Annotated in this window: 19 protein-coding genes; 9 read left to right on the top strand and 10 right to left on the bottom strand. The window is 66.3% G+C overall.

Annotated elements, in window-relative coordinates:
* Window positions 1-2: 2 nt before the first annotated feature.
* Together CAFEL_RS10775 and CAFEL_RS10770 are read right to left on the bottom strand one after the other, a co-directional pair.
* Window positions 3-605, bottom strand: a complete 603-nt coding sequence (locus tag CAFEL_RS10775; RefSeq protein ID WP_194561097.1) for a response regulator — start codon at window positions 603-605, stop codon at window positions 3-5.
* Complete coding sequence (locus CAFEL_RS10770) at window positions 602-1,747, bottom strand: sensor histidine kinase (RefSeq protein WP_194561098.1); 1,146 nt, start codon at window positions 1,745-1,747, stop codon at window positions 602-604. The genes CAFEL_RS10775 and CAFEL_RS10770 overlap by 4 nt, the downstream gene beginning before the upstream one ends.
* Before the next feature lie 91 nt (window positions 1,748-1,838).
* Here CAFEL_RS10770 and CAFEL_RS10765 point away from each other — a divergent pair, with 91 nt between their 5' ends.
* Genes CAFEL_RS10765 through CAFEL_RS10755 form a run of 3 tightly spaced genes read left to right on the top strand, consistent with a single transcriptional unit; the run spans window position 1,839 to window position 3,974 of the window.
* Window positions 1,839-2,816, top strand: a complete 978-nt coding sequence (locus CAFEL_RS10765; protein ID WP_194561099.1) for an ABC transporter permease — start codon at window positions 1,839-1,841, stop codon at window positions 2,814-2,816.
* Window positions 2,816-3,457 carry an ABC transporter ATP-binding protein gene (locus CAFEL_RS10760; protein ID WP_194561100.1) on the top strand — a complete coding sequence of 214 codons (642 nt, stop codon included), beginning with the start codon at window positions 2,816-2,818 and terminating at the stop codon, window positions 3,455-3,457. Before CAFEL_RS10765 ends, CAFEL_RS10760 begins: the two co-directional genes overlap by 1 nt.
* A 10-nt stretch (window positions 3,458-3,467) precedes the next feature.
* Window positions 3,468-3,974 carry a hypothetical protein gene (locus tag CAFEL_RS10755; RefSeq protein WP_194561101.1) on the top strand — a complete coding sequence of 169 codons (507 nt, stop codon included), beginning with the start codon at window positions 3,468-3,470 and terminating at the stop codon, window positions 3,972-3,974.
* Here the strand turns inward: CAFEL_RS10755 and CAFEL_RS10750 are convergent.
* The 5 genes from CAFEL_RS10750 to CAFEL_RS10730 all read right to left on the bottom strand — a co-directional run bounded on the left by CAFEL_RS10750 (window position 3,884) and on the right by CAFEL_RS10730 (window position 9,742).
* Window positions 3,884-4,996 (bottom strand): MFS transporter, encoded by a 1,113-nt coding sequence (locus tag CAFEL_RS10750; protein WP_194561134.1) that lies wholly within the window; start codon window positions 4,994-4,996, stop codon window positions 3,884-3,886. The two genes, CAFEL_RS10755 and CAFEL_RS10750, sit on opposite strands and share 91 nt — an antisense overlap.
* 60 nt (window positions 4,997-5,056) lie before the next feature.
* The gene (locus tag CAFEL_RS10745) at window positions 5,057-5,947 is read right to left on the bottom strand and encodes a hypothetical protein (RefSeq protein WP_194561102.1); all 891 of its coding nucleotides are present in this window, start codon (window positions 5,945-5,947) and stop codon (window positions 5,057-5,059) included.
* 443 nt (window positions 5,948-6,390) lie between these two features.
* Window positions 6,391-7,347, bottom strand: a complete 957-nt coding sequence (locus CAFEL_RS10740) for an NAD(P)-binding domain-containing protein (RefSeq protein ID WP_194561103.1) — start codon at window positions 7,345-7,347, stop codon at window positions 6,391-6,393.
* Window positions 7,340-8,914, bottom strand: a complete 1,575-nt coding sequence (locus CAFEL_RS10735; RefSeq protein WP_194561104.1) for a bifunctional ADP-dependent NAD(P)H-hydrate dehydratase/NAD(P)H-hydrate epimerase — start codon at window positions 8,912-8,914, stop codon at window positions 7,340-7,342. The genes CAFEL_RS10740 and CAFEL_RS10735 overlap by 8 nt, the downstream gene beginning before the upstream one ends.
* Before the next feature lie 21 nt (window positions 8,915-8,935).
* Window positions 8,936-9,742, bottom strand: a complete 807-nt coding sequence (locus CAFEL_RS10730; RefSeq protein ID WP_194561105.1) for an Fpg/Nei family DNA glycosylase — start codon at window positions 9,740-9,742, stop codon at window positions 8,936-8,938.
* Between the two features lie 25 nt (window positions 9,743-9,767).
* Here CAFEL_RS10730 and CAFEL_RS10725 point away from each other — a divergent pair, with 25 nt between their 5' ends.
* The 3 genes from CAFEL_RS10725 to trhO are packed head-to-tail and all read left to right on the top strand — an operon-like array spanning window position 9,768 to window position 12,609.
* On the top strand, window positions 9,768-11,261 hold the full coding sequence (locus CAFEL_RS10725; protein ID WP_194561106.1) for a DUF1846 domain-containing protein: 1,494 nt from the start codon (window positions 9,768-9,770) through the stop codon (window positions 11,259-11,261).
* A gap of 54 nt (window positions 11,262-11,315) precedes the next feature.
* Window positions 11,316-11,651 (top strand): helix-turn-helix domain-containing protein, encoded by a 336-nt coding sequence (locus CAFEL_RS10720; RefSeq protein ID WP_194561107.1) that lies wholly within the window; start codon window positions 11,316-11,318, stop codon window positions 11,649-11,651.
* 49 nt (window positions 11,652-11,700) lie between these two features.
* On the top strand, window positions 11,701-12,609 hold the full coding sequence (gene trhO, locus CAFEL_RS10715) for an oxygen-dependent tRNA uridine(34) hydroxylase TrhO (protein WP_194561108.1): 909 nt from the start codon (window positions 11,701-11,703) through the stop codon (window positions 12,607-12,609).
* Here the strand turns inward: trhO and CAFEL_RS10710 are convergent.
* The 3 genes from CAFEL_RS10710 to CAFEL_RS10700 form a co-directional block, all read right to left on the bottom strand.
* A complete protein-coding gene (locus CAFEL_RS10710) occupies window positions 12,581-13,039 on the bottom strand; it encodes a hypothetical protein (protein WP_194561109.1) in 459 nt (152 codons plus the stop codon). The genes trhO and CAFEL_RS10710 overlap by 29 nt on opposite strands.
* Window positions 13,040-13,049: 10 nt before the next feature.
* The gene (locus CAFEL_RS10705) at window positions 13,050-14,024 is read right to left on the bottom strand and encodes a universal stress protein (protein ID WP_194561110.1); all 975 of its coding nucleotides are present in this window, start codon (window positions 14,022-14,024) and stop codon (window positions 13,050-13,052) included.
* Window positions 14,025-14,094: 70 nt separating this feature from the next.
* Window positions 14,095-14,556, bottom strand: a complete 462-nt coding sequence (locus CAFEL_RS10700; protein ID WP_394354808.1) for a MarR family winged helix-turn-helix transcriptional regulator — start codon at window positions 14,554-14,556, stop codon at window positions 14,095-14,097.
* A 70-nt stretch (window positions 14,557-14,626) separates the two neighbouring features.
* Here CAFEL_RS10700 and CAFEL_RS10695 point away from each other — a divergent pair, with 70 nt between their 5' ends.
* The 3 genes from CAFEL_RS10695 to CAFEL_RS10685 all read left to right on the top strand — a co-directional run bounded on the left by CAFEL_RS10695 (window position 14,627) and on the right by CAFEL_RS10685 (window position 18,910).
* Window positions 14,627-14,989 carry a DUF5318 family protein gene (locus tag CAFEL_RS10695; RefSeq protein WP_194561111.1) on the top strand — a complete coding sequence of 121 codons (363 nt, stop codon included), beginning with the start codon at window positions 14,627-14,629 and terminating at the stop codon, window positions 14,987-14,989.
* Between the two features lie 102 nt (window positions 14,990-15,091).
* The gene (locus tag CAFEL_RS10690) at window positions 15,092-17,359 is read left to right on the top strand and encodes a transglycosylase domain-containing protein (protein WP_394354809.1); all 2,268 of its coding nucleotides are present in this window, start codon (window positions 15,092-15,094) and stop codon (window positions 17,357-17,359) included.
* The gene (locus CAFEL_RS10685) at window positions 17,360-18,910 is read left to right on the top strand and encodes a glycosyltransferase family 87 protein (protein WP_194561112.1); all 1,551 of its coding nucleotides are present in this window, start codon (window positions 17,360-17,362) and stop codon (window positions 18,908-18,910) included.
* Window positions 18,911-18,913 lie beyond the last annotated feature (3 nt).

Genomic DNA, 18,913 nt, shown 5'->3' with positions numbered 1-18,913 from the left:
GCTTATATGATCCGGCGTTGCCGGGCTTCCTCCACGGCCGCGGTGCGGTTGTCCACCCCGAGTTTGGAGTAGATGTGGATCAGGTGCGTCTTCACTGTCGCCTGCGAGATGAACAGCTGCTGGGCGATTTCCTTGTTGGAGGCGCCGGTCTGCAGCGCGCGCAGCAGCTCAATCTCGCGCGCGGAAAGCGTCTCGGCCGGGTTGACCAGCCGGTCCGCCAGCACGTTGGCCACCTGCGGCGAGAGCACTCTTTTGCCTTGCGACGCGCTCCGCACCGCCTCATACAGCTCTTCTTCCGGCGCGTCCTTGAGCAGGTAGCCCATTGCCCCAGCCTCCACTGCGGCGACCACGTCGGCCTGGGTGTCGTAGGTGGTCAGGATCAACACCGGCGGCCCGCCGGCGGCGACCAGGCGGCGCGTCAGCGCGATGCCGTCCGCGCCGGGCATCTGGATGTCGGAGACCACCACGTCCACCCCCTCGGGCACCTCGGCGTCGCCGTCGGAGGCTTCGGCGACGACTTCCACGCCGTCGAAGGAATTCAGCACGGCGCGCAGGCCGGCGCGGACGACCGGATGGTCGTCGATAAGCATGACGTTCAGTGTCATCCGTTCTCCTCCACAGGCAGTCTTGCGGCGAGGACGTTGCCCTCCACCGTGAGCTCGCCGCCGACCTCCTCCACGCGGGCGCGCAGGCCCTTCAGGCCGTAGCCCTCGGGCCCGGTGATGCCCCGGCCGTTGTCGAATACGTCGATGGTTGCGGTCGCACCAAGCCTATCGACGGTCACCACCGCCGACGAGGCGCCGGCGTGGCGCACGATGTTGCTCAAACCTTCGCGCACGACGCGCTCCGCCACCGACGCACAGGGTTCCGGCAGGTCAACGGCGTGGACGCGAACCTCCAGCTGCTCGTCGAGCGCGCGCTGGCGGTCCTGCGCGTGGCGGGCCAGGCGCTCCAGGCGCACCGGCAGCGTCTCGCGCGCAGGGGTGTTCGCTTTCGCGTTGGCGGAGTTCTCGGCGACGAAGCGGCGCGCCTCCGCCAGGTTGTCGGAGGCGGTGGAGCGGATCACGTCCAGCGTCTCCCGCGCCGGGTCGCCCTGAGTGAGCTGCTTGTCCATCGTGCGTCCCAGCAACACGATGGAGCTCAAACCCTGCGCCATGGTGTCGTGCACCTCGCGTGCCAGGCGGGCCCGCTCCTCCGCCACGCCCGCGGCGTGCTCGGCCTTTGCCGCTTCGCGCTGGGCGGCCTTGAGGTCTTCGGCCATCTGCCGGTAGTGGTCCGCCTCCGCACGCAGCGCCTGGTAGGCGTGCACGATGATCACCGCCAGCACGGTGCCGATGGTGGGGCCGATGACCGCGCCGGCCCCGCCGCCCGGCGCGGTGGCGGACAGCGCAACGGCCAAAAACGCCGCGGCGGCCGCGAGCTCCCACCACGTGGTCAACAGCACGCAGGCCAGCATGACCAGCGGAAACTCCAGCCACACGAACTCCTCGGACATCTGCACCAGCCCCACCCACAGCGCCGAGACCACCGCGAGCCAGGCGTAGGGCGCCCACCTCGGGTAGCCCTTGCCGTGGAAGTGCCAGACGGTGCCGGCCATGTACACGCAGGCGAACACCAGGGGCAGGGCCAGAGCTGCCAGGGGTGCGTCGCTACGCAACTGCCCCATAAACCCCACCGCAAGCAGCACGGCGACGAGCACGTGCAGGCTCACGCGCAGAAAATCGAGCAGACGGGTGGTGGACAACATGCGTCTGAGCGTAGATCAACCGATCGGTTGACCGGGATTTCAACCGCCAGCGCGATGTGGAGCAGTGCAGGTCAACGGCAGGATTGAGGCCATGTTCGTAGGAATCAGAGAAATCACGTCAGCCAAGGGGCGCTTCGGGCTGATCGCAGGCACCGTGGCGCTGATTACGCTGCTGGTGGTCGTGCTCACGGGCCTGACCGCCGGCCTGGGTAAGCAAAACACGTCCGCGCTTGAGGCGCTGGACCCGCAGTCCGTGGTCTTCCAGGACCCGGAAGACATCTCGTTCACCACCTCCCGCGTCGAGGCGCGCGACGGGCTCACCCCGCTCGGCGCCAGCCAGATGCTTATGACCAAGGGCAACGGCGAGGACGCGGCCGTGGCCATCCTGTCACTGCCGAAGGGCACCGAGCTTCCCGGAGGGCAAAAGCTTTCCGACGAAGCCGTGGCCGCGCCCTCCCTCGAAGTCGGCGAGGGCGAGACCGTGACCGTCGCGGGCAACGACATCACCGTCGGCGCCATCGGCGAGGACCTCGCGTTCTCCCACTCCCCCGTCCTGTGGGTGCCCACCGGTTTCTGGCAGGCCGCAATGCACACCGACGCCGACGGTTCGGTGCTGTTGGCGGACCACGAGGTCGACGAAGGAGTGGGCCTGAAGGAGGCTTTCGACGGCCTGCCGGCGTACTCCTCGGAGCAGGGCTCGTTGAAGCTCATCCAGGGCTTCCTCTACGCCATCGCCGCGCTGGTGATCATCGCCTTCCTCACCGTGTGGACGATGCAGCGCACCCGCGACCTGGCCATCCTGAAGGCCATCGGCGCATCCAACTCCTACCTGCTCAAGGACGCCCTCGGCCAGGCCGCGGTGATCCTGGGCATCGGCGCGCTCATCGGCGGCGTCGCGGCCTTCGGCCTCGGCCTGCTCATGCAGGGCGGCGCACCGTTCTCCCTCACCGCGCTCACCGCGATCGCTCCCCCGGTGGCCATCTGGGCGCTGGGTATGGTCGGCGCCCTGATCGCCACCCGTTCCATCTCGAAAGTTAACCCTCAAGCGGCTCTTGGAGGTGTCGCGTAATGCTCGAACTCAACGATGTCACCGTCGCATTCAAGGACGGCCGGGAAATGCGCACCGTGCTGGACCACCTGGAGTTCACCGCCAAGCCCGGCGAGATGACCTTCATCGTCGGCGAGTCCGGCTCCGGCAAGTCCACCCTGCTGTCCGTGGCAGCCGGCCTGATCACACCGGACTCCGGCACCGCGAAGCTCAACGGCGAGGTGGTGGACAACGACGTGCGCCGCGACAAGATCGGCATGATTTTCCAGCAGGCCAACCTCATCGCCGCGCTGAACGTGCGCGACCAGCTGCTGGTCACCGACCACATTCGAGGACTGCGTCCTCGAAGGGACAGGGCCGAGGAACTGCTGGCCACCGTCGGCCTGGAGGGCCTGGGCGACCGCCGCATCGGCGAGATGTCCGGCGGCCAGCGCCAGCGCGTCGGCATTGCGCGTGCGCTCATGGGCGAGCCGGCGCTTTTGCTTGCCGACGAACCCACCGCCGCCCTCGACGCCGACCGTTCCCAGGAGATCGTGCACCTGCTGCGCCAGCTCACCACGGAGCGTGGCATCGCCTGCGGCTTTGTCACCCACGACCGCTCCCTGATCGAGAGCACCGACGAAGTCTTCGAACTCGGCGTCAACGCCCCCGCCTACGCCTAAACTGGCGTAAGTGTTCTACTGCGCCCCCGGCCCCGCCCCGCTGGACCCCGCCCTGCTTGCCAGGGAGATCGAGCGGAGGGCGGGGCTTTCGTCGTGCGGGCCCCAGGTGCGCACCCTTCCGCAACTGCCTGACGACGCCCTGACGGCCGGCGACGGATACTGGCTGGCAGGCCGGGGTGCCGTCGAAAAGCTGCGCGCTTTGGACAGCAACGTCGTGGCGTACGCCATCGGCGATGCGTTCATTGTGACCTCGTTGCAGGAGATGGGCTCGACGATGCTGCGTGGGCGCGACCTGGTGCGCGTGCCGCACGGCATCTTCCGCGTGCCAGAGTGGAGACAGCGCACCTATGTCGCCGGCGAGACCGCGGAGTTCCTACGCCGTTACGTCGAATTGGAAACCGCAGGGCGGTTCATAGAACCCGCGCGCTACCGCAGAAGGGACCGGGAGCGCGTGGCCATGACGGTAAACGCCAACGCGCCGAGCACGGCCGTGGACAGCAACGTGCCGCCCAAGTAGCCCAGGTCCACCGTGGCAGCACCCAGCGCCGAGCCGGACGCGATGCCCACCTGGAAGGTCACCACGTACACCGAACTGACCAAATCCTGGTTGCGCTGGCTCGCAAACAGGAAGATCGTGGTGGCCACCGTGGGCAGCGCGCCCGCGGCGATGCCGAAGACGACGATCACCGCGAACATGCCGATCCCCGTGCTGTAGTGCAGCGCGAGCAGCCCCGCGATGCCGGAGGCCACCAGCGTGGCCGTGGCAATGCCGTTGAGGCGGATCATGCGCGCATCCACCAGCCGGCCCGACAAGGTCACACCGACCAGCCCCGCGATGCCGTAGACAGCCACACCGTAGGGCACGAACCGGTGGCCGGCGGTGGCCTCGATGAGCAGGGCCAGGTAGGTGAAGGTGACAAAGATGGCCATCACCGCCAGCACCAGGTAGATGACCAGGGACGGGATGGCCGATTTCGTCGCCTGCGCGCCGGTCTGCTGCGCCGGTGGCCTAGCGGGCAGGCTGGGCAGGGAGATCACCAGCATGACCAATGCGCCGACTACCGCGGCGCCGAGCACCCAGGTGGAGGCGCGCCAGCCAATCGCGGAACCCATTGCCGTGGTCAGCGGCGAGCCGACCACCATCGACAGCGTCGAACCGAACGACACTGCGGCGACCGCCTTACCCATCTGCCCCGGCGGCGCAATGCGGGCGGCGACCGGGTTGACCAGCGACCAGAACAGACCGTGGGTCAACGCCGCGGTCACACGGCCCGCCACCAGTGTGGCGTAGCTTGTTGCCGTTGCCTGCAGGACAATGCCGCCGAGGAGAAAGACCAGTGTCGCAATGAGCAGGTAGCGCCTGTCCACCTTCCGCGTGACGTGCATCAGCGGAATGGTCACCACCGCAACCAGCCCGGCGTACACGCTCATAAGCAGGCCAATCTGGCCTTCGGAAACGTGTAAATCGCGCGCCATCGGCGAAATCAGGCCGATGGCGAACATCTCGAATGTGACGTACACGAACGCGGCGAAACTCATCGCCGCCAGCGGGACGACAGGGAGCTTGGCTGTCTGGTCGGTGTTGGGCACCCGGTTAAGTTACGGCTGCTGGTCAGACAGCGCAAACGCTGCGCCTGCGGCGCCAAGGGCCACCAGGATCGCCACGATCACACCGATGACCGCACCCGTGCTCACGGAGGAGCCGCCGGACGTGGTGCCCGCGGTCTGCTCCGTCCTGTGGGTGGTCTGGGACACCGTCAGGCTGGTCATCCTGTCGGAGTCGGTGGTCACCGTCGCGGTGACGTTGCCGTTGACAAGCGTGTGGGTCACAGTGTCCCTGGTCCTGCCGGCCTCTCCACTCGGCACCTCAAAGGTGCTCGTCGTCGGCGTGGTGGTCGTGGCGTCCGGGTTCGGGCCGTCGGTAGGCAGCAGTGCGTTGCCGCCACCTTCGGCGCAGGTCTTACGAGCCTCCTCGAACGCCACCATCAACCGAGCCACACGACGCGCCTGTTTCACATCCGGCAGTTGCTCGTAGGCATCAACCCACGCCTCAACCTGGTCCTTGGGCATCGCCGGGTAATCACGAGACTGCTGCTTAATCAGCCCATCGCGATCTGGAATGAGCGCGAACTCCGAGAAGCCGTCCCGGGCTGGCACCGTGATCTCGCCGTTTTGCACAGCGTTATCGACGATGTCCCAGTACTTGGTCATGTCGAACGCCTGGTGGTCACTGACCGCAGCCGAATTCCACACCTGCGTGAAGTACGCGCGGGAAGAATCGATGTCTGCGCCAGTGTCCTCAGCGACACGCTGCGCCCACATCTCGATGTTGGCTTCGAGATTGCTGTTGAAGTAGGTCACGTAGGAGCCGGTGTACAGCTCCAAAAACGGCGCGACGGTATCCGAAGCGGTCGGGTACAACTGTTCGAACGCGGAAGCCCAGCGGGTCCGCTCATCTACTGCGCCGATGCCGACACTGCGGTCGAGCAAGTCAATGAACTTACGTTCACGGTCATTTACCTTCAGCGAGCACACGCCTTCGCTGGGCTCGCCCACGGTAGCGGCACCGGCGGAAGGCACGACAAGCGCCGCCGCTGCAGTTGCGACTGCGCATGTGAGCGCTGTTATCCTCCGATTTTTTAACATACCGTTAGCGTAGCGCAGGAGGGGCGCTATTCAGCATTCGAAAGGTAGGTGACATGGCTCTCTTATACGGCCCGGGCCGTTTAAATTCGGGGAAAGTGCAGGTTGCCGGAACGTTAACTCAACCTTCTAAGCAAAATAAAAGGTAGATTTTGGGTTTTGATACGCCCTTTGGGGGGCGTTTTCGCTTGTCAAGGGGTAACTTGCACACTTGTAATTCAAAGGTATCGACGTTTTTTATGCGATCGGGGTGTTGATCGGGGCGCGGCCGGCGCCCGTGGCGGACAGCGCTAGGCTCTCCCCGCGATGCGCGAGGCGATGTCGCGGGCGAAGGGGCTCACACCGCCGATGGTGCCTGCACCCGGGCCGTTCAACGAGTCGAACCCCAGTACGAACAGGCCCGGCGTGTCCAGGCTGCGCTCCAGACCGCGGACGGGCGACAGCGCGGGGCGGAAGCCGGTGGCCCAGATCAGCGCGTCGAAATCCGACAGCTCGTCCAACGACTCGACCATGGGTTCGGCGTCCAGCAGGTCGAGTGACCGGGCGCGGCGGACTTCGGGGACGAGGACGATGTCGCCGCCGAAGTCGGCGCCTCCGGGGTCGTCCTCGCCGCGTGAGATGGCGACGAAGCGCTCGCGGTTGCGGCGGAAAAGCTGCTCGCCGTCGACATCCTCGGGCATGAACGCGGGCGGCCGGCGGGTGAACCATTGCACGTCCACCTCGCCGAGTGCGAGGTCCGCGACGATCTGCGCACCGGAATTTCCGCCCCCGACGACAGCGACGCGCTGCCCGGCGAAATCCTCCGGCCGCCGGTACTGAGCCGAGTGCACCTGCTCCCCCGCGAACGACCCGGGGATGAAGGGCACAAACGGTGCGGACCAGATGCCGGTGGCCATCACCACGTTGCGGGCGGAGTGGCCGTTGAGGTGGAAGGCGGAGCCGTCGTGAAGCACTTGCTTGACGCGCTCACCTCGGCGGATGGGCAGGTCGTAGCGCTTCTCGTAGTCGGACAAATACTTAACGACGTGGTCGCGCGGCGGGTACCCGTCGTAGTGGGGCATGGGCCAGCCGGGCAGGTTGGAAAACTCCGCGCGGGAGAACAGTGTGAGCGCGTCCCAGTAGTGCGGCCACGCCCCGCCGGGGGTTTCGGAGGCGTCCAGCACCACAAAATCCGCGCCGTATTTGCGCAGGTAGTACGACACGGCCAGCCCGGATTGGCCGGCCCCGACGACGACAGCGTCAAGCATTGGTCATCACCGCCGTCGCGTTGCGGATATGTTCGGCGATATGGCTGGCGGGGGCGGTGGCCTCGCCGAACGGGGTGTCGGCCGCGATTGCGGCTGCCAGGGCGTGGACGGTCACCGCCCCGGTGGTTGTGGCCGCTATGGCGGCGTCGGCGTATGGGGTGCGTGCTGTCGCCAGCGCCAGGTGCGCACCCATGATGCCAGCGAGCACGTCGCCGGAGCCAGGGGTTGCAGCCCAGGAGTGGCCGGCATCGACGGCGTGGATCAGGTGCGGCTCATCCTCCGGCGCGACCAGCGTGATCCGGCCCTTGCGCACGATGGTCGCACGCAGTGCCGCGGCGAGGGTGAGAGTCTCTTCGAAGCGGGTGCTCTCGGCGACGCCGGCCGCTTTGCGCAGGCGCGCAAACTCGCCGTCGTGGGGCGTGAGCACTGTCGATTGCTGCCGCTGTGCCACCTGTTGGCGCAGTTCAGGGTGTCCAGCGAGGAGCGTGAGACCGTCGGCGTCGATAAGCACGGGCACCTCCTGGCGCAGCATCCATGCCAGCTCGCGCGCGGCCGCCTTGTCGGTGCCGGCGCCGGGGCCGAACACCCACGCCTGCACCCGTCCCGCATCTTCGAGCTTTTGCGTGACGACGACCTCCGGATGTGCCCGCACCACCTCAGCGGCCTGCGGCCCTACGTAGCGCACCATGGACGGCGTGGCGTACAGCGCCCCGGCGACCGCCAGCAGCGCCGCTCCCGGATACTGCTCACTGCCAGCGCGGACGCCCACTACTCCCCCGCTGTACTTGTCGTCTCCGGGGGCCGGCTCGACGGAGCGGACCGACGCGGCACGAAGAGGAGTGAGGCCGCTGGGCCACTGGCCGGGCCCTGGCACGGCCCTGTTGGCAAGCACGAGCGCGGGCCCCTCGTGCGCCCATTCCGGCAGGGTGTCCAACAGAGCACCGTGTAGCGGACGCCCCGGCAGGCCGATGTCCGCGAACAGTTGCACACCGCACTCCGGGGCAAGCGCGTGTGCGCGGCGCCACCCGCCGAACGTGACGGTGGCGTCGGCAGTGACATGCAGCTGGCCCGCCACGCCGGTGTCCGCATCCACGCCGGAGGGCACGTCCACGGCTAACACCTGTACGCCGCGCAGCCACGCGACTGCGTCGGCGAGCTCTTCACGCAGGCCGCCGGACCCTCCGATGCCCGTAATGCCGTCGATAGCCAGGCAGTACTCCGCAGAAGAGTCCGGCAGCTGCTCCAACACGGTGCCGCCCGCGTTGGTAAACGCCGAAAGGGCCCGATCTTGGGCGCGGCCGGCAGTGAGCAGTGCGTCCACACGGTGGCCGGCGAGCTGCAACTCGGCACCAGCGTAGAGCGCGTCGCCGCCGTTGCCGCCCGGTCCGGCGAGCACGAGTGTGCGGGTACCCGTGCGGCCGACCGCGCCGCCAGCCAGCATCGCCTCCGCCGCCTCGAACACCGCGTGCGCTGCCGACTGCATGAGTTCATCGGGGCGGGACTGGGATTCCAGCAACGGTGCTTCCGCGGCCCGGATCTGGTCTGCGGTGTAAGTGGTGGCGTACATGCGCACCAGGGTACGCGCGGTTCACAGTGCCTGGCAGGACGGGCAAAAGAACAAGTTGCGGCCCTCGAACTGCTGCTTTTCCACCGGGTGCCCGCACACGTAGCAGGGCTCGCCGGCGCGGCGGTACACGTAGACCTCTCCCCCGTGGTCGTCCTCGCGCGGGGCGCGCTCCATCGCCTCCGGCGCGTGCTCGGGCCGCACTGTGTCTATGCGCCCGGTGGCCACGCCGTCGGCCATCAGCGATACCAGGTCGGACCAGATGGCGTCGAAACGCTCGCGCCCCAGCTCACGGCCCGGAGTAAACGGGGAAATACCCTGGCGAAACAGCGGTTCAGCGCGGTAAATGTTGCCCACGCCGGCGAAGTAAGCCTGGTCCATCATGAGCGAGCCGATGGTGCGTCGGGAGCGCCGCACCCGCTCGAACAGCGAGTCCGGGTCCGCCGTATGAGAAAGCGGGTCCTCGCCCGCGGCGTTGAGGATCGCTTGCTGCTCCGCCGGGGTGATGTAGGCGCATTTCTGCGGGCCGCGCAGGTGCGCAGCGGTATCGCCTGCTCCCCCGTCCGGCACCAGCCGCAGCCGGATCTGGCCGCGCAGCGTGTCCGCCGGCTCGAAGGAAAACTTCCCAATCAGGCCCAGATGCACGTGCACTGTCGCGTCCGTGAAATGCAGAAACAGGTGCTTGCCGTGGGCTGAAGCGTGGGTGAGCGCAGTGCCGTCGATAAGCGAAGGCTCGAAGCGCCCCTGCGGCGAGCTCGCGGCAATAGGCGCGGGGCGGAAGTCCGCGTTGAACCGGCGCGCAAGCCGGTGAATCACATGACCCTCAGGCACGGGGGCTGACTGTACTATTGCTCCCATGCCGTATGAGATCGGGTTCGACCGCGAAAAATACATCCAGATGCAATCCGAGCACATTCAGAAACGGCGCGCCGAGGTGGGCGGCAAGCTTTACCTGGAAATGGGCGGCAAGCTTTTCGACGACAACCACGCCTCCCGCGTCCTGCCCGGGTTCACCCCGGACAACAAGATCGCGATGCTGGACCGGATCAAAGACGAAGTGGAGATTGTCATCTGCTTCAATGCTGGCGACGTTGTGCGCCAGAAAATGCGCGCTGATCTGGGCATCACCTACGAAGACGACGTGCTGAGGCTTGTGGACGTGTTCCGCGACCGCGGCTTTTTGGTGGAAAACGTGGTGGTCACGCAGCTGGAGGGCCACAACCAGAACGTCGAGGCGTTTGTGGAGCGCCTGGCGCGGCTGGGCCTGAAGGTCTCGCGCCACTACATGATTGCGGGCTACCCCAACGACACCGAGAAGGTGGTCAGCGAGGAAGGCTTTGGTCGAAACGACTACGTGGAGACCTCCCGCGACCTGGTGGTGATGACGGCGCCGGGGCCGGGCTCCGGCAAGCTGGCCACCTGCCTGTCGCAGGTGTACCACGAGCACAAGCGCGGCATCGACGCAGGTTACGCCAAGTTTGAGACGTTCCCGATCTGGAACCTGCCGCTGTCGCACCCGGTGAACCTGGCGTACGAGGCGGCGACGGCGGACCTGGACGACATCAACGTCATCGACCAGTACCACCTCGAGGCCTACGGCGAAAAGGTGTCCTCCTACAACCGTGACATCGACGTCTTCCCGCTGCTGAAGACGCTGCTGCGGGAGGTCACCGGCTCGGATCCCTACCAGTCGCCGACGGACATGGGCGTGAACATGGCGGGCTACTGCATCTCCGACGACTCTGCGTGCCGCCACGCCGCCGAGCAGGAGATCATCCGCCGCTACTACGCCGCGCTTGTGGACGAGCGCCGCGCCGACGCCGACTCCACCGTCTCCGACCGCAACTTCAACGTCATGCGCAAGGCGGACCTTTCCGTGGAAGACCGCGTGGTGGTCTCGCCTGCGTTGGAGGTGGCGGAGCGCACCGGCAAGCCTGGCGCCGCGCTGGAGCTGCCGGACGGGCGCATCGTCACCGGCAAGACCTCCGACCTGCTCGGCCCGTCAGCTGCGGTGCTGCTCAACGCGCTTAAGCTGCTGGCCGGCATCGACGACGATGTGCACCTGCTCTCCCCCGATTCCATCGAGCCGATCCAGACGCTGAAGACCCGCCACCTGGGCTCGGTGAACCCGCGTCTGCACACGGACGAGGTGCTCATCGCCCTGTCCGTGTCCGCATCCAGCAACCCGGACGCGGCGTTGGCGCTGGAGCATTTGCGCAGTTTGCGCGGATGCGACGCGCACATCACCACCATCCTGGGGTCCGTGGACGAGGGCATTTTCCGCAACCTGGGCGTGTTGGCGACCTCGGAGCCGAAGTACTGGAAGAAGGCGCTGTACCACAAGCGCTAAGGTTTTCCACACTCACCATTGCGCTGGTTTCGACTGTGGTTTATTGTCGGGGCCATGCGGGAACAGCACTCTCCGGTGGAAGACGCGCTAGCCGAGCTCAACAACAACCTGGCTGTCGCACGCACGCGAGCGGAAGACCACGTCACGCTGCCGAAGCAGACCGCGGTATGGGTCCGCGACCTGCTCGAGGACCTCGCAGAGGGCCGCCTGGTGCGCCCGCCGGAACCGGACGAGGAGATGACCACCCAGCAGGTGGCCAACCTGCTGGGTGTCTCGCGCCCGTTCGTGGTCAAGCTCATCGACGACGGCAAGCTGCCCGGCCACAAGGTGGGTACCCACCGCCGCGTGTACACGCGCGACGCCCTCGCGTTCAAGGAGAAGCGGGGCTAGGCTACCTCCCACTTTTCCCGCTGGCCTGGGTGGACATAGACTGCCAGGCATGACCAGCAAGATCCTGCTCTACTACAAGTTCCAGCCCATCGCTGACCCGGACGCGGTGCGCCTGTGGCAGCGGGACCTGTGCGAAGGCCTGGGGCTGACCGGCCGCATCATCGTGTCCAAAGACGGCATCAACGGCACCGTCGGCGGCGACATCCGCGCCTGCAAGACCTACGCCAAGAAAACCCGCGAGTACTTCAAGGGCATCGAGTTCAAGTGGTCCGAGGGCGGGGCGGAAGACTTTCCCAAGCTCAGCGTCAAGGCCCGCGAGGAAATCGTTTCCTTCGGCGCGCCGGGAGAGCTCAAGGTGGACGAAAACGGCGTGGTCGGCGGGGGAGTGCACCTCAGCCCGGAGCAGGTTAACCAGCTGGTGGCCGACAACCCCGACGCGGTGTTCTTCGACGGCCGCAACGCCCGCGAAGCCGAAATCGGCCGGTTCAAAGACGCGGTGGTGCCGGATGTGGAAACCACCCACGACTTCATCAAAGAGCTGGACTCCGGCAAATACGACTGGATGAAGGACAAGCCCGTCATCTCCTACTGCACCGGTGGTATCCGCTGCGAGGTGCTCTCCAGCCTCATGATCAACCGGGGGTTCAAAGAGGTCTACCAGATCGACGGCGGCATCGTCCGCTACGGCGAAAAGTTCGGCAACTCCGGGCTGTGGGAAGGCTCGCTCTACGTCTTCGACGACCGCATGCACACCGAGTTCGGCGCGCCGGGCGACCCGGACTACGTGCAGCTCGGCCATTGCGTGCACTGCGGGGAAGCCACGAACCAGTTCTACAACTGCGCCAACGAGCCGGAGTGCCGCCGCCAGTACCTGAGCTGCGAGGACTGCCGGGAGAAAAACCCCTACTGCGCGGAGTGTGCCCAGCGCGCTACTGCGTCGCCAAAATCCCCAGCGTGACAATCAGCCACGCCATGGTGAACGGCACCAGCGGGATCCAGAACACGCCGATCCAGGGCACCCACCGCTCGTAGCGGTTCAGCTTGCGCACCGTGATCACCGCGCAGCCGAGCAAGCCCACCACGGGCGGGATCGAGGTGGCGACAGCCCACCACGTGCGCCAAGTTTCGGTGCAGAGCCAGGCGGAGCCATCGTCGCAAAGCGGGCCGCCCTGAATCCTCGAGATCACCGCAAGGATGAGCGCCAACAGTAGGGTAGTGGCCACCGTGCCCAGCGCAAACGCGATTGCCTGGCGGGTGGAGCGGCGGTTTTTGCGGTCCACCTCCAGCGGATCCGGCTGGTCCGCGAGCTCGTCGAAGGAGCGCGGCTCCGACCGCACGCGCGAGAAACGGTCGGCGGGGGAGTGAAGGTCGTTCTCCGGGTGCTCCATGGAGCCCAACTTACTGCGCCGTCCCGGAGTGCGGGCACACCACCACCGGCACCGTGGCGTAACGGATGAACTCGCCCTCAAGCGTGCCCACAAACACGCTGGTGAACTGCGGCGACGGCTGAGTGCCCAGGAACATGATGTCGCCCTTTTTCCACTTCACCGAGTCGATCGAACGTTTCCAGCTCTTCGCCGCGGAGATGGAACTGGTCACGTCGAAGGTGTCGCACACTTCCGGCGCGAACGTCGCCGCCAGCTCCCACGCATGGTCGCGGGCGTGGTCCAGCATGCCCAGCGTCTGCTCGTTCCAGGTGGAGGTGTGCTTCTCGTACGCAGTGGGGGAAAACGCGATGATGCGCAGCGGCAACCCCAGTTTGCAGGCTGTCGCGGTGGCGTAGTCCAGGCCGGAGAAGTCCGGGGCCACCGGATCGTCGCCAAGCACAATTGCGTAGGTGACGCGGGTGAGCCCCTTCTTGGACAGCTTCACCCCGCGCGGGGCCAAGCCCAGCGGGACGGGGCAGGAGCGCATCATCTCGTCCGCCACGCTGGAGGGGCGGAACCGGCCCTTCGGCGTTTTCGCGCGCGAGCCCATCAAAATCAAGTCCGCTCCGAAGTCCTCTGCGGCCCCGTGCAGGGAGCGCACGATGTCCTTGCTGTCCACCAGGCGGGACACGTCCTCAGACCACTGCGAGCGCGGAATGTGCTCCTTCAGCGCCTTTTCCACGCGGGTGTCGAAGGTAGCCTGCGCTTCCTTCATGCGCTTCTTGCGACCTTTGGAGGCCTTGGGCAGGGACTTCGACCACTTGGACTGGGCGCTGGACATGACCTGCACAGTCACGGGCAGCGAGCGGCCCAGCCAGGCGGCGAACTCAACCGCCTCAGTGTTTGCCACGTCCCAGCCCACGAGGACGCGCACGGGCAACGCGACGTTGGGGAAGTTGGCGCTGTCAGCGCCGGGGGAGCTGCTCAGGGCCTGCCTCCTTGGCACGGGTCCGCGTATGCGAGTTTTCGGGTAATGAACACATCATAAACATGTGTTCCTGCCACGAAAAAAGCGGCTAGTCCGCAGACGCCGTAGCGTAGGCGCGGGCGAGGTCGTTGAGGACCCCAGGCAGTGCGTCCAGTTTCTCCAGCGCCTCCGCATCGAGCGCGTTGAGCATCTGCGCGAGCGAACGGGTGCGCTCGGCGCCGACACGCTCCAGTTCCTCGCGGCCGAAATCGGTGAGCTCAACAGACACCCCGCGGCGGTCGTCCACCGAGCGCACGCGGCGCACCAGGTCGCGCTTTTCCAGCTGGTTGACGGTGTTGGAGGCGGTGGGCAGGCGCACGCCCTCTTCCGCGGCCAGCTTGCTAATGCGGGTGGGGCCGCGAAAACCAAGCCGGTGCAGCACGGACAGCTGCGGGCCGGTGAGGTCGGAGTTTTCCGCGTTACGGAAATACGCCACGTACAGGCTGGTCAGTGCGGGGCGGATGCCCGCCGCGATCCGCATGGCTTCCGCGGAGGGTTCGTCGTGCGCCACCTCTGTACACCTCTTTCTTCCAAGTCCTTTTCAAAATCTAGCAGCTAGGACAGGGGTTATGATTGCCAGGATGTTCACGTACGAGCACGAGGTGTCCCACGAGTGGCAGCGCCGCCAGAGGCTGCGCGAGTTCAAACGGGGGCATTTGCCTATCGACGACGTATGCGACGCCGATTTCTTGCTCCGCGCCGCGGCGCAGCACCACGGCGAGGATTCCGCCAGGCCCTGCCCCGTGTGCGGGGAAGCGATGCGCAACGTGCGCTGGGTGTACTCCGAAAAGCTGGGCAGGCGCACAGGCACCGCGCGGAACGAAGAAGAGATTGACCGGCTTGTGGCGGAGGTGGGGCCGCTGACCGTCCATGTGGTGGAGGTCTGCCCGTCGTGCAAATGGAACCATCTGTTGCAAGAAGTCACAGCAGTACCAGTAGTGTGAATCCGAACTGGGCAGGTAGGGTGTCCGGTAGGAATTTGGTAGGTAGCTCGCCCGTTTGCCCTCCCCGCGGGCGCGGCGGGTGCAAATGTGCAGGAAAAACGTGTGACTGAAAAGAGCGTTGGCAAAAGCGCCGACAAGAGCGCTGACAAAGAGAAGGCGTCCGGCGGCACTACGGCAGTGAAGAAAAAGAAGAAGTCCCGCGCGTGGCAGTGGGTACTGGCTATCTTGCTGTTCCTTCTCCTCCTCGCGTTGATCCCGGTCGGCTGGTTCATGTGGAAGTACTCCAAGGCTGAGATCCCGGGCCCCGGCGAGATTGAGACGGCGCAGATCTCCTCGATCTACTTCAACGACGGCGAAAACGAGCTCGCCCGCCTCGTGCCGCCGGAAGGCAACCGCGAGCAGATCCCCTTGGAGTCCGTGCCGGTGGAGGTCCAGGATGCCGTCTTGGCAGCGGAGGACCGCGACTTCTGGACCAACTCCGGATTCTCGCCCACAGGTTTCGCCCGCGCGGCGCTGGGCCAGATCACCGGCGACACCTCGGCAGGCGGCGGCTCCACCATCACCCAGCAGTACGTGAAAAACGCGCTGGTGGGCAACGAGCACTCATACGAGCGCAAAGCCAACGAGCTGGTCTACTCCGTGAAGATGACCAACCAGTGGTCCAAGGAGGACATCCTCCGCGCCTACCTGAACACCGTGTACTTCGGCCGCAACGCCTACGGTGTCGAGGCCGCCGCGCACGCATTCTTCGACAAACCGGCGTCCCAGCTCACCGTCGAGGAGGGCGGCGTGCTGGCCGCCTCTATCCAGCTTCCTAGCGAGCTGGACCCGTGGACGAACCGCCAAGCTGCGGAGCAGCGCTGGAACTACGTCATGGACGGCCTTGTGGAGATGGGCAAGGTCACCCCGGAGCAGCGCGCCGGGATGGTGTACCCGGAGACGCGCGACCCGGCTTCCTACTCCGCCTACACTGAAGCCACCGGCCCGAACGGCCTGATCAAGAACCAGGTAATCAAGGAGCTCGAGGCCCTCGGCATCACCGAAAGCGACCTGACCAACCGCGGTTTGCAGATCACCACAACTATCGACGCCGCGTCCCAGGCCAACATGGAGCGAATCGCTCGCGAGCGCCTGGCCAACCTGCAGGAGGATGCGCGCACTGGTGCGGTGGCCGTGGATCCGTCGACAGGCGCAGTGCGCGCATACTACGGCGGCGACGACCCGTCCGGCTGGGACTACGCCAACGCCGGCCTCCAAACGGGCTCGACGTTCAAGATCTTCGCGCTCGCGGCGGCCCTGCAACAGGGGATCCCGCTGACGTCCATGTTCGACTCGTCGCCAGTGCACCTGCCCGGCAACATCACCGTCACCAACTGGGACGGTGGTGGCGGCGGCATGCTGTCCATGACCCAGGCGACCACCGTGTCCTCCAACACCGCCTACATGCGCATCCAAGACGAGCTGGACAACACCACGCAGGACACCGCCGACATGGCGCACGCCCTGGGCGTGGCCAAGTCCATCCCGGGCATCCCCGAGACCCTGCGCGAGAACGGCGGCCAGCCCTACGAAGGCATCGTGCTGGGCCAGTACCAGTCCCGTGTGCTGGACATGGCCACTGCCATGTCCACCCTGACCAACCGCGGATTGATGCACCCGACCCACTTCGTGGAGAAGATCGTCGACGCCAACGGCGAGGTCCTCTACCAGGTGGACAAGGACTACACCGAGCGTCGTGTAGCCGAGCAGGTCGCCGACAACACCCTGCAGGCCATGCAGGGCGTGGCCGGCTACTCCAACGCCGTGCTCGCCGGCGGCCGCCAGTCCGCGTCCAAGACCGGCACCGCCCAGATGGGCGACACCGGCAACAACAAGGACGCCTGGATGGTCGGCTCCACCCCGCAGCTCGCTGTCGCTGTCTGGGTGGGCACCGCCGATAACACCTCCCCGATTTTCAACGAGTGGGGCGGCAACATGTTCGGTTCCAACACCCCGTCCAAGATCTGGAAGGAGTTCCTGGACACGGAGCTCGAAGGACAGGAGTTCCAAAGCTTCCCCAACGCCAACCCCGTCTACTGGGGCGTGAACCCCTACTCCGGCGGTACCGGCCTGGGCGGCTACTACTCCAACCCGACGCCGAGCTACACCGGAAACACCTCTCAGGCTCCGCCCGCGGCGAGCTCTGATGCCCCGGCGGCTCCGGCAGACCCGGCTGCGCCGGAAGCACCTGGCGAGCAGCCTGCACCGGCCCCCGCGCCCGCGCCTGCTCCGGCCCCCGCGCCCGCGCCTGCGCCGGATCCGGCCCCGGCGCCGAATATCAGCGACGCAATCAACGACGTCCTCGACCAATTCCAGGGAGCACTGCAGTAAATGTCCGAGTCGACTCAGACCCAGCAGATCACTTGGCCGGATCCGGCGGACCGCGTCCAGCCGGGACGTACTGAGCCGCTCGCGCGCGGCTGGGTGGAATTCCTCGGCGGTCCGATGGGGCGCTTCGCCCAGATCGGCCGCGCCCGCTTCTGGACGCCGTTGCGCTCCATCCTCGCCGTCGCCTACGTGTTCCTGTCTTTCGGCCTGCTGCAGAAGGCGCACTGCGCCGGCGGCAAAGCCGACGACAACGGCATCATCCAGCTCAACTGGGACGGCAACCGCCAGTACACCGCGGCCTGCTACAACGACATCATTCCGCTCTACGGTGCCCGCGGACTGGACAACGGCGGCTTCGTCTACGACTACTCGTGGGTGGAAGACGGCCTGACCCGCTACATGGAGTACCCGGTACTCGCCGGCCTGTTCCAGCAGCTGTCGGCCTGGCTGTCGCGCAGCACCTACTTCCTGGTGGACAACTTCCTGCCGGACTCCGGCTGGTACTTCTATGTCACCGCACTGTTGATGTCCATCATCTGGGTGATCACGATCCGCATGGTCGCCGAGCTCGCGGGCAACCGCATCTGGGACACCCTGCTTGTCGCAGGTTCGCCGCTGCTGATCGTCCATGCGTTCACCAACTGGGACATCCCGTCGATCTTCTTCGCAGTGGCCGCGATGCTGGCAGCGCGCAACCGGAAGTTCTGGCTCGCCGGCGTACTCATCGGCCTGGGCACCGCGTTCAAGTTGTGGCCGATCTTCCTGCTCGGTGCGTACCTGACGGTGGCGCTGCGCAAGCGTGACCTCGCCCCGTTTGGCAAGATGCTCGCCGCGATGGTGGTGTCCTGGCTCGTGGTGAACGTGCCGGTCTACCTGCGCAACCCGGACGCCTGGGGCGAGTTCAACCGCCTCAACACGGACCGCGGCTGGGAGTGGACCACCATCTATGCGGTGATCTCCCGCATGACCGGCTGGACCGGCTTCGACTCCGGCGAGGGCGCCCCGGTGATCCTCAACGCCGTAACGCTGATCCTGTTCCTGCTGGGCTGCTTGGGCGTGCTCATCCTGGGCCTGAAAGCGCCGCAGACCCCGCGCATCGCGGAGCTGGTGTGCCTGATCGTCGGCCTGTTCCTCATCTTCAACAAGGTGTGGAGCCCGCAGTACTCCCTGTGGTTTGTCATCCCGGCCGTGCTCGCGCTGCCGTACTGGCGCCTCCTTCTGAGCTGGATGGTCGTGGACATGGCCGTGTGGCCGGTGCTGATGTGGCACATGATGGGCGCGGACAACCTGGGCGTGCCGGGGTGGTTCCTCAACGTGGTGATCATCTCCCGCGACGCCTTCATCATCGCCATTATGGTGCTGGTGGTGCAGCAGATCCTGGGCCGCCGGCGCGACAAGGTCCGCGACGCCCACAACGGCCACGATCCGCTGATGTCGCTGCCGTACCAGTGGAAGGAGCCTTTGCCTATCGACGCCCCTCCGGCCCGCCCCGAAGCCAACCCGGCCAACGCCGAGCAGCCCGAGCCCACCGGCTCCACGGTGGCTAGGGCATAGCCG

It is taken from the genome of Corynebacterium afermentans subsp. lipophilum, assembly GCF_030408375.1.
In the GTDB taxonomy this organism is placed as follows: domain Bacteria; phylum Actinomycetota; class Actinomycetes; order Mycobacteriales; family Mycobacteriaceae; genus Corynebacterium; species Corynebacterium lipophilum.
This window is presented reverse-complemented; position numbering and strand designations above follow the sequence as displayed.

Bases quoted from the DNA above. Each gene is read 5' to 3' on its own strand.
- CAFEL_RS10775 (WP_194561097.1), bottom strand. From the start codon at position 605: ATGACACTGAACGTCATGCTTATCGACGACCATCCGGTCGTCCGCGCC.
- CAFEL_RS10770 (WP_194561098.1), bottom strand. From the start codon at position 1,747: ATGTTGTCCACCACCCGTCTGCTCGATTTTCTGCGCGTGAGCCTGCAC.
- CAFEL_RS10765 (WP_194561099.1), top strand. From the start codon at position 1,839: ATGTTCGTAGGAATCAGAGAAATCACGTCAGCCAAGGGGCGCTTCGGG.
- CAFEL_RS10760 (WP_194561100.1), top strand. From the start codon at position 2,816: ATGCTCGAACTCAACGATGTCACCGTCGCATTCAAGGACGGCCGGGAA.
- CAFEL_RS10750 (WP_194561134.1), bottom strand. From the start codon at position 4,996: ATGAGTTTCGCCGCGTTCGTGTACGTCACATTCGAGATGTTCGCCATC.
- CAFEL_RS10740 (WP_194561103.1), bottom strand. From the start codon at position 7,347: ATGCTTGACGCTGTCGTCGTCGGGGCCGGCCAATCCGGGCTGGCCGTG.
- CAFEL_RS10735 (WP_194561104.1), bottom strand. From the start codon at position 8,914: ATGTACGCCACCACTTACACCGCAGACCAGATCCGGGCCGCGGAAGCA.
- CAFEL_RS10725 (WP_194561106.1), top strand. From the start codon at position 9,768: ATGCCGTATGAGATCGGGTTCGACCGCGAAAAATACATCCAGATGCAA.
- CAFEL_RS10720 (WP_194561107.1), top strand. From the start codon at position 11,316: ATGCGGGAACAGCACTCTCCGGTGGAAGACGCGCTAGCCGAGCTCAAC.
- trhO (WP_194561108.1), top strand. From the start codon at position 11,701: ATGACCAGCAAGATCCTGCTCTACTACAAGTTCCAGCCCATCGCTGAC.
- CAFEL_RS10710 (WP_194561109.1), bottom strand. From the start codon at position 13,039: ATGGAGCACCCGGAGAACGACCTTCACTCCCCCGCCGACCGTTTCTCG.
- CAFEL_RS10695 (WP_194561111.1), top strand. From the start codon at position 14,627: ATGTTCACGTACGAGCACGAGGTGTCCCACGAGTGGCAGCGCCGCCAG.
- CAFEL_RS10685 (WP_194561112.1), top strand. From the start codon at position 17,360: ATGTCCGAGTCGACTCAGACCCAGCAGATCACTTGGCCGGATCCGGCG.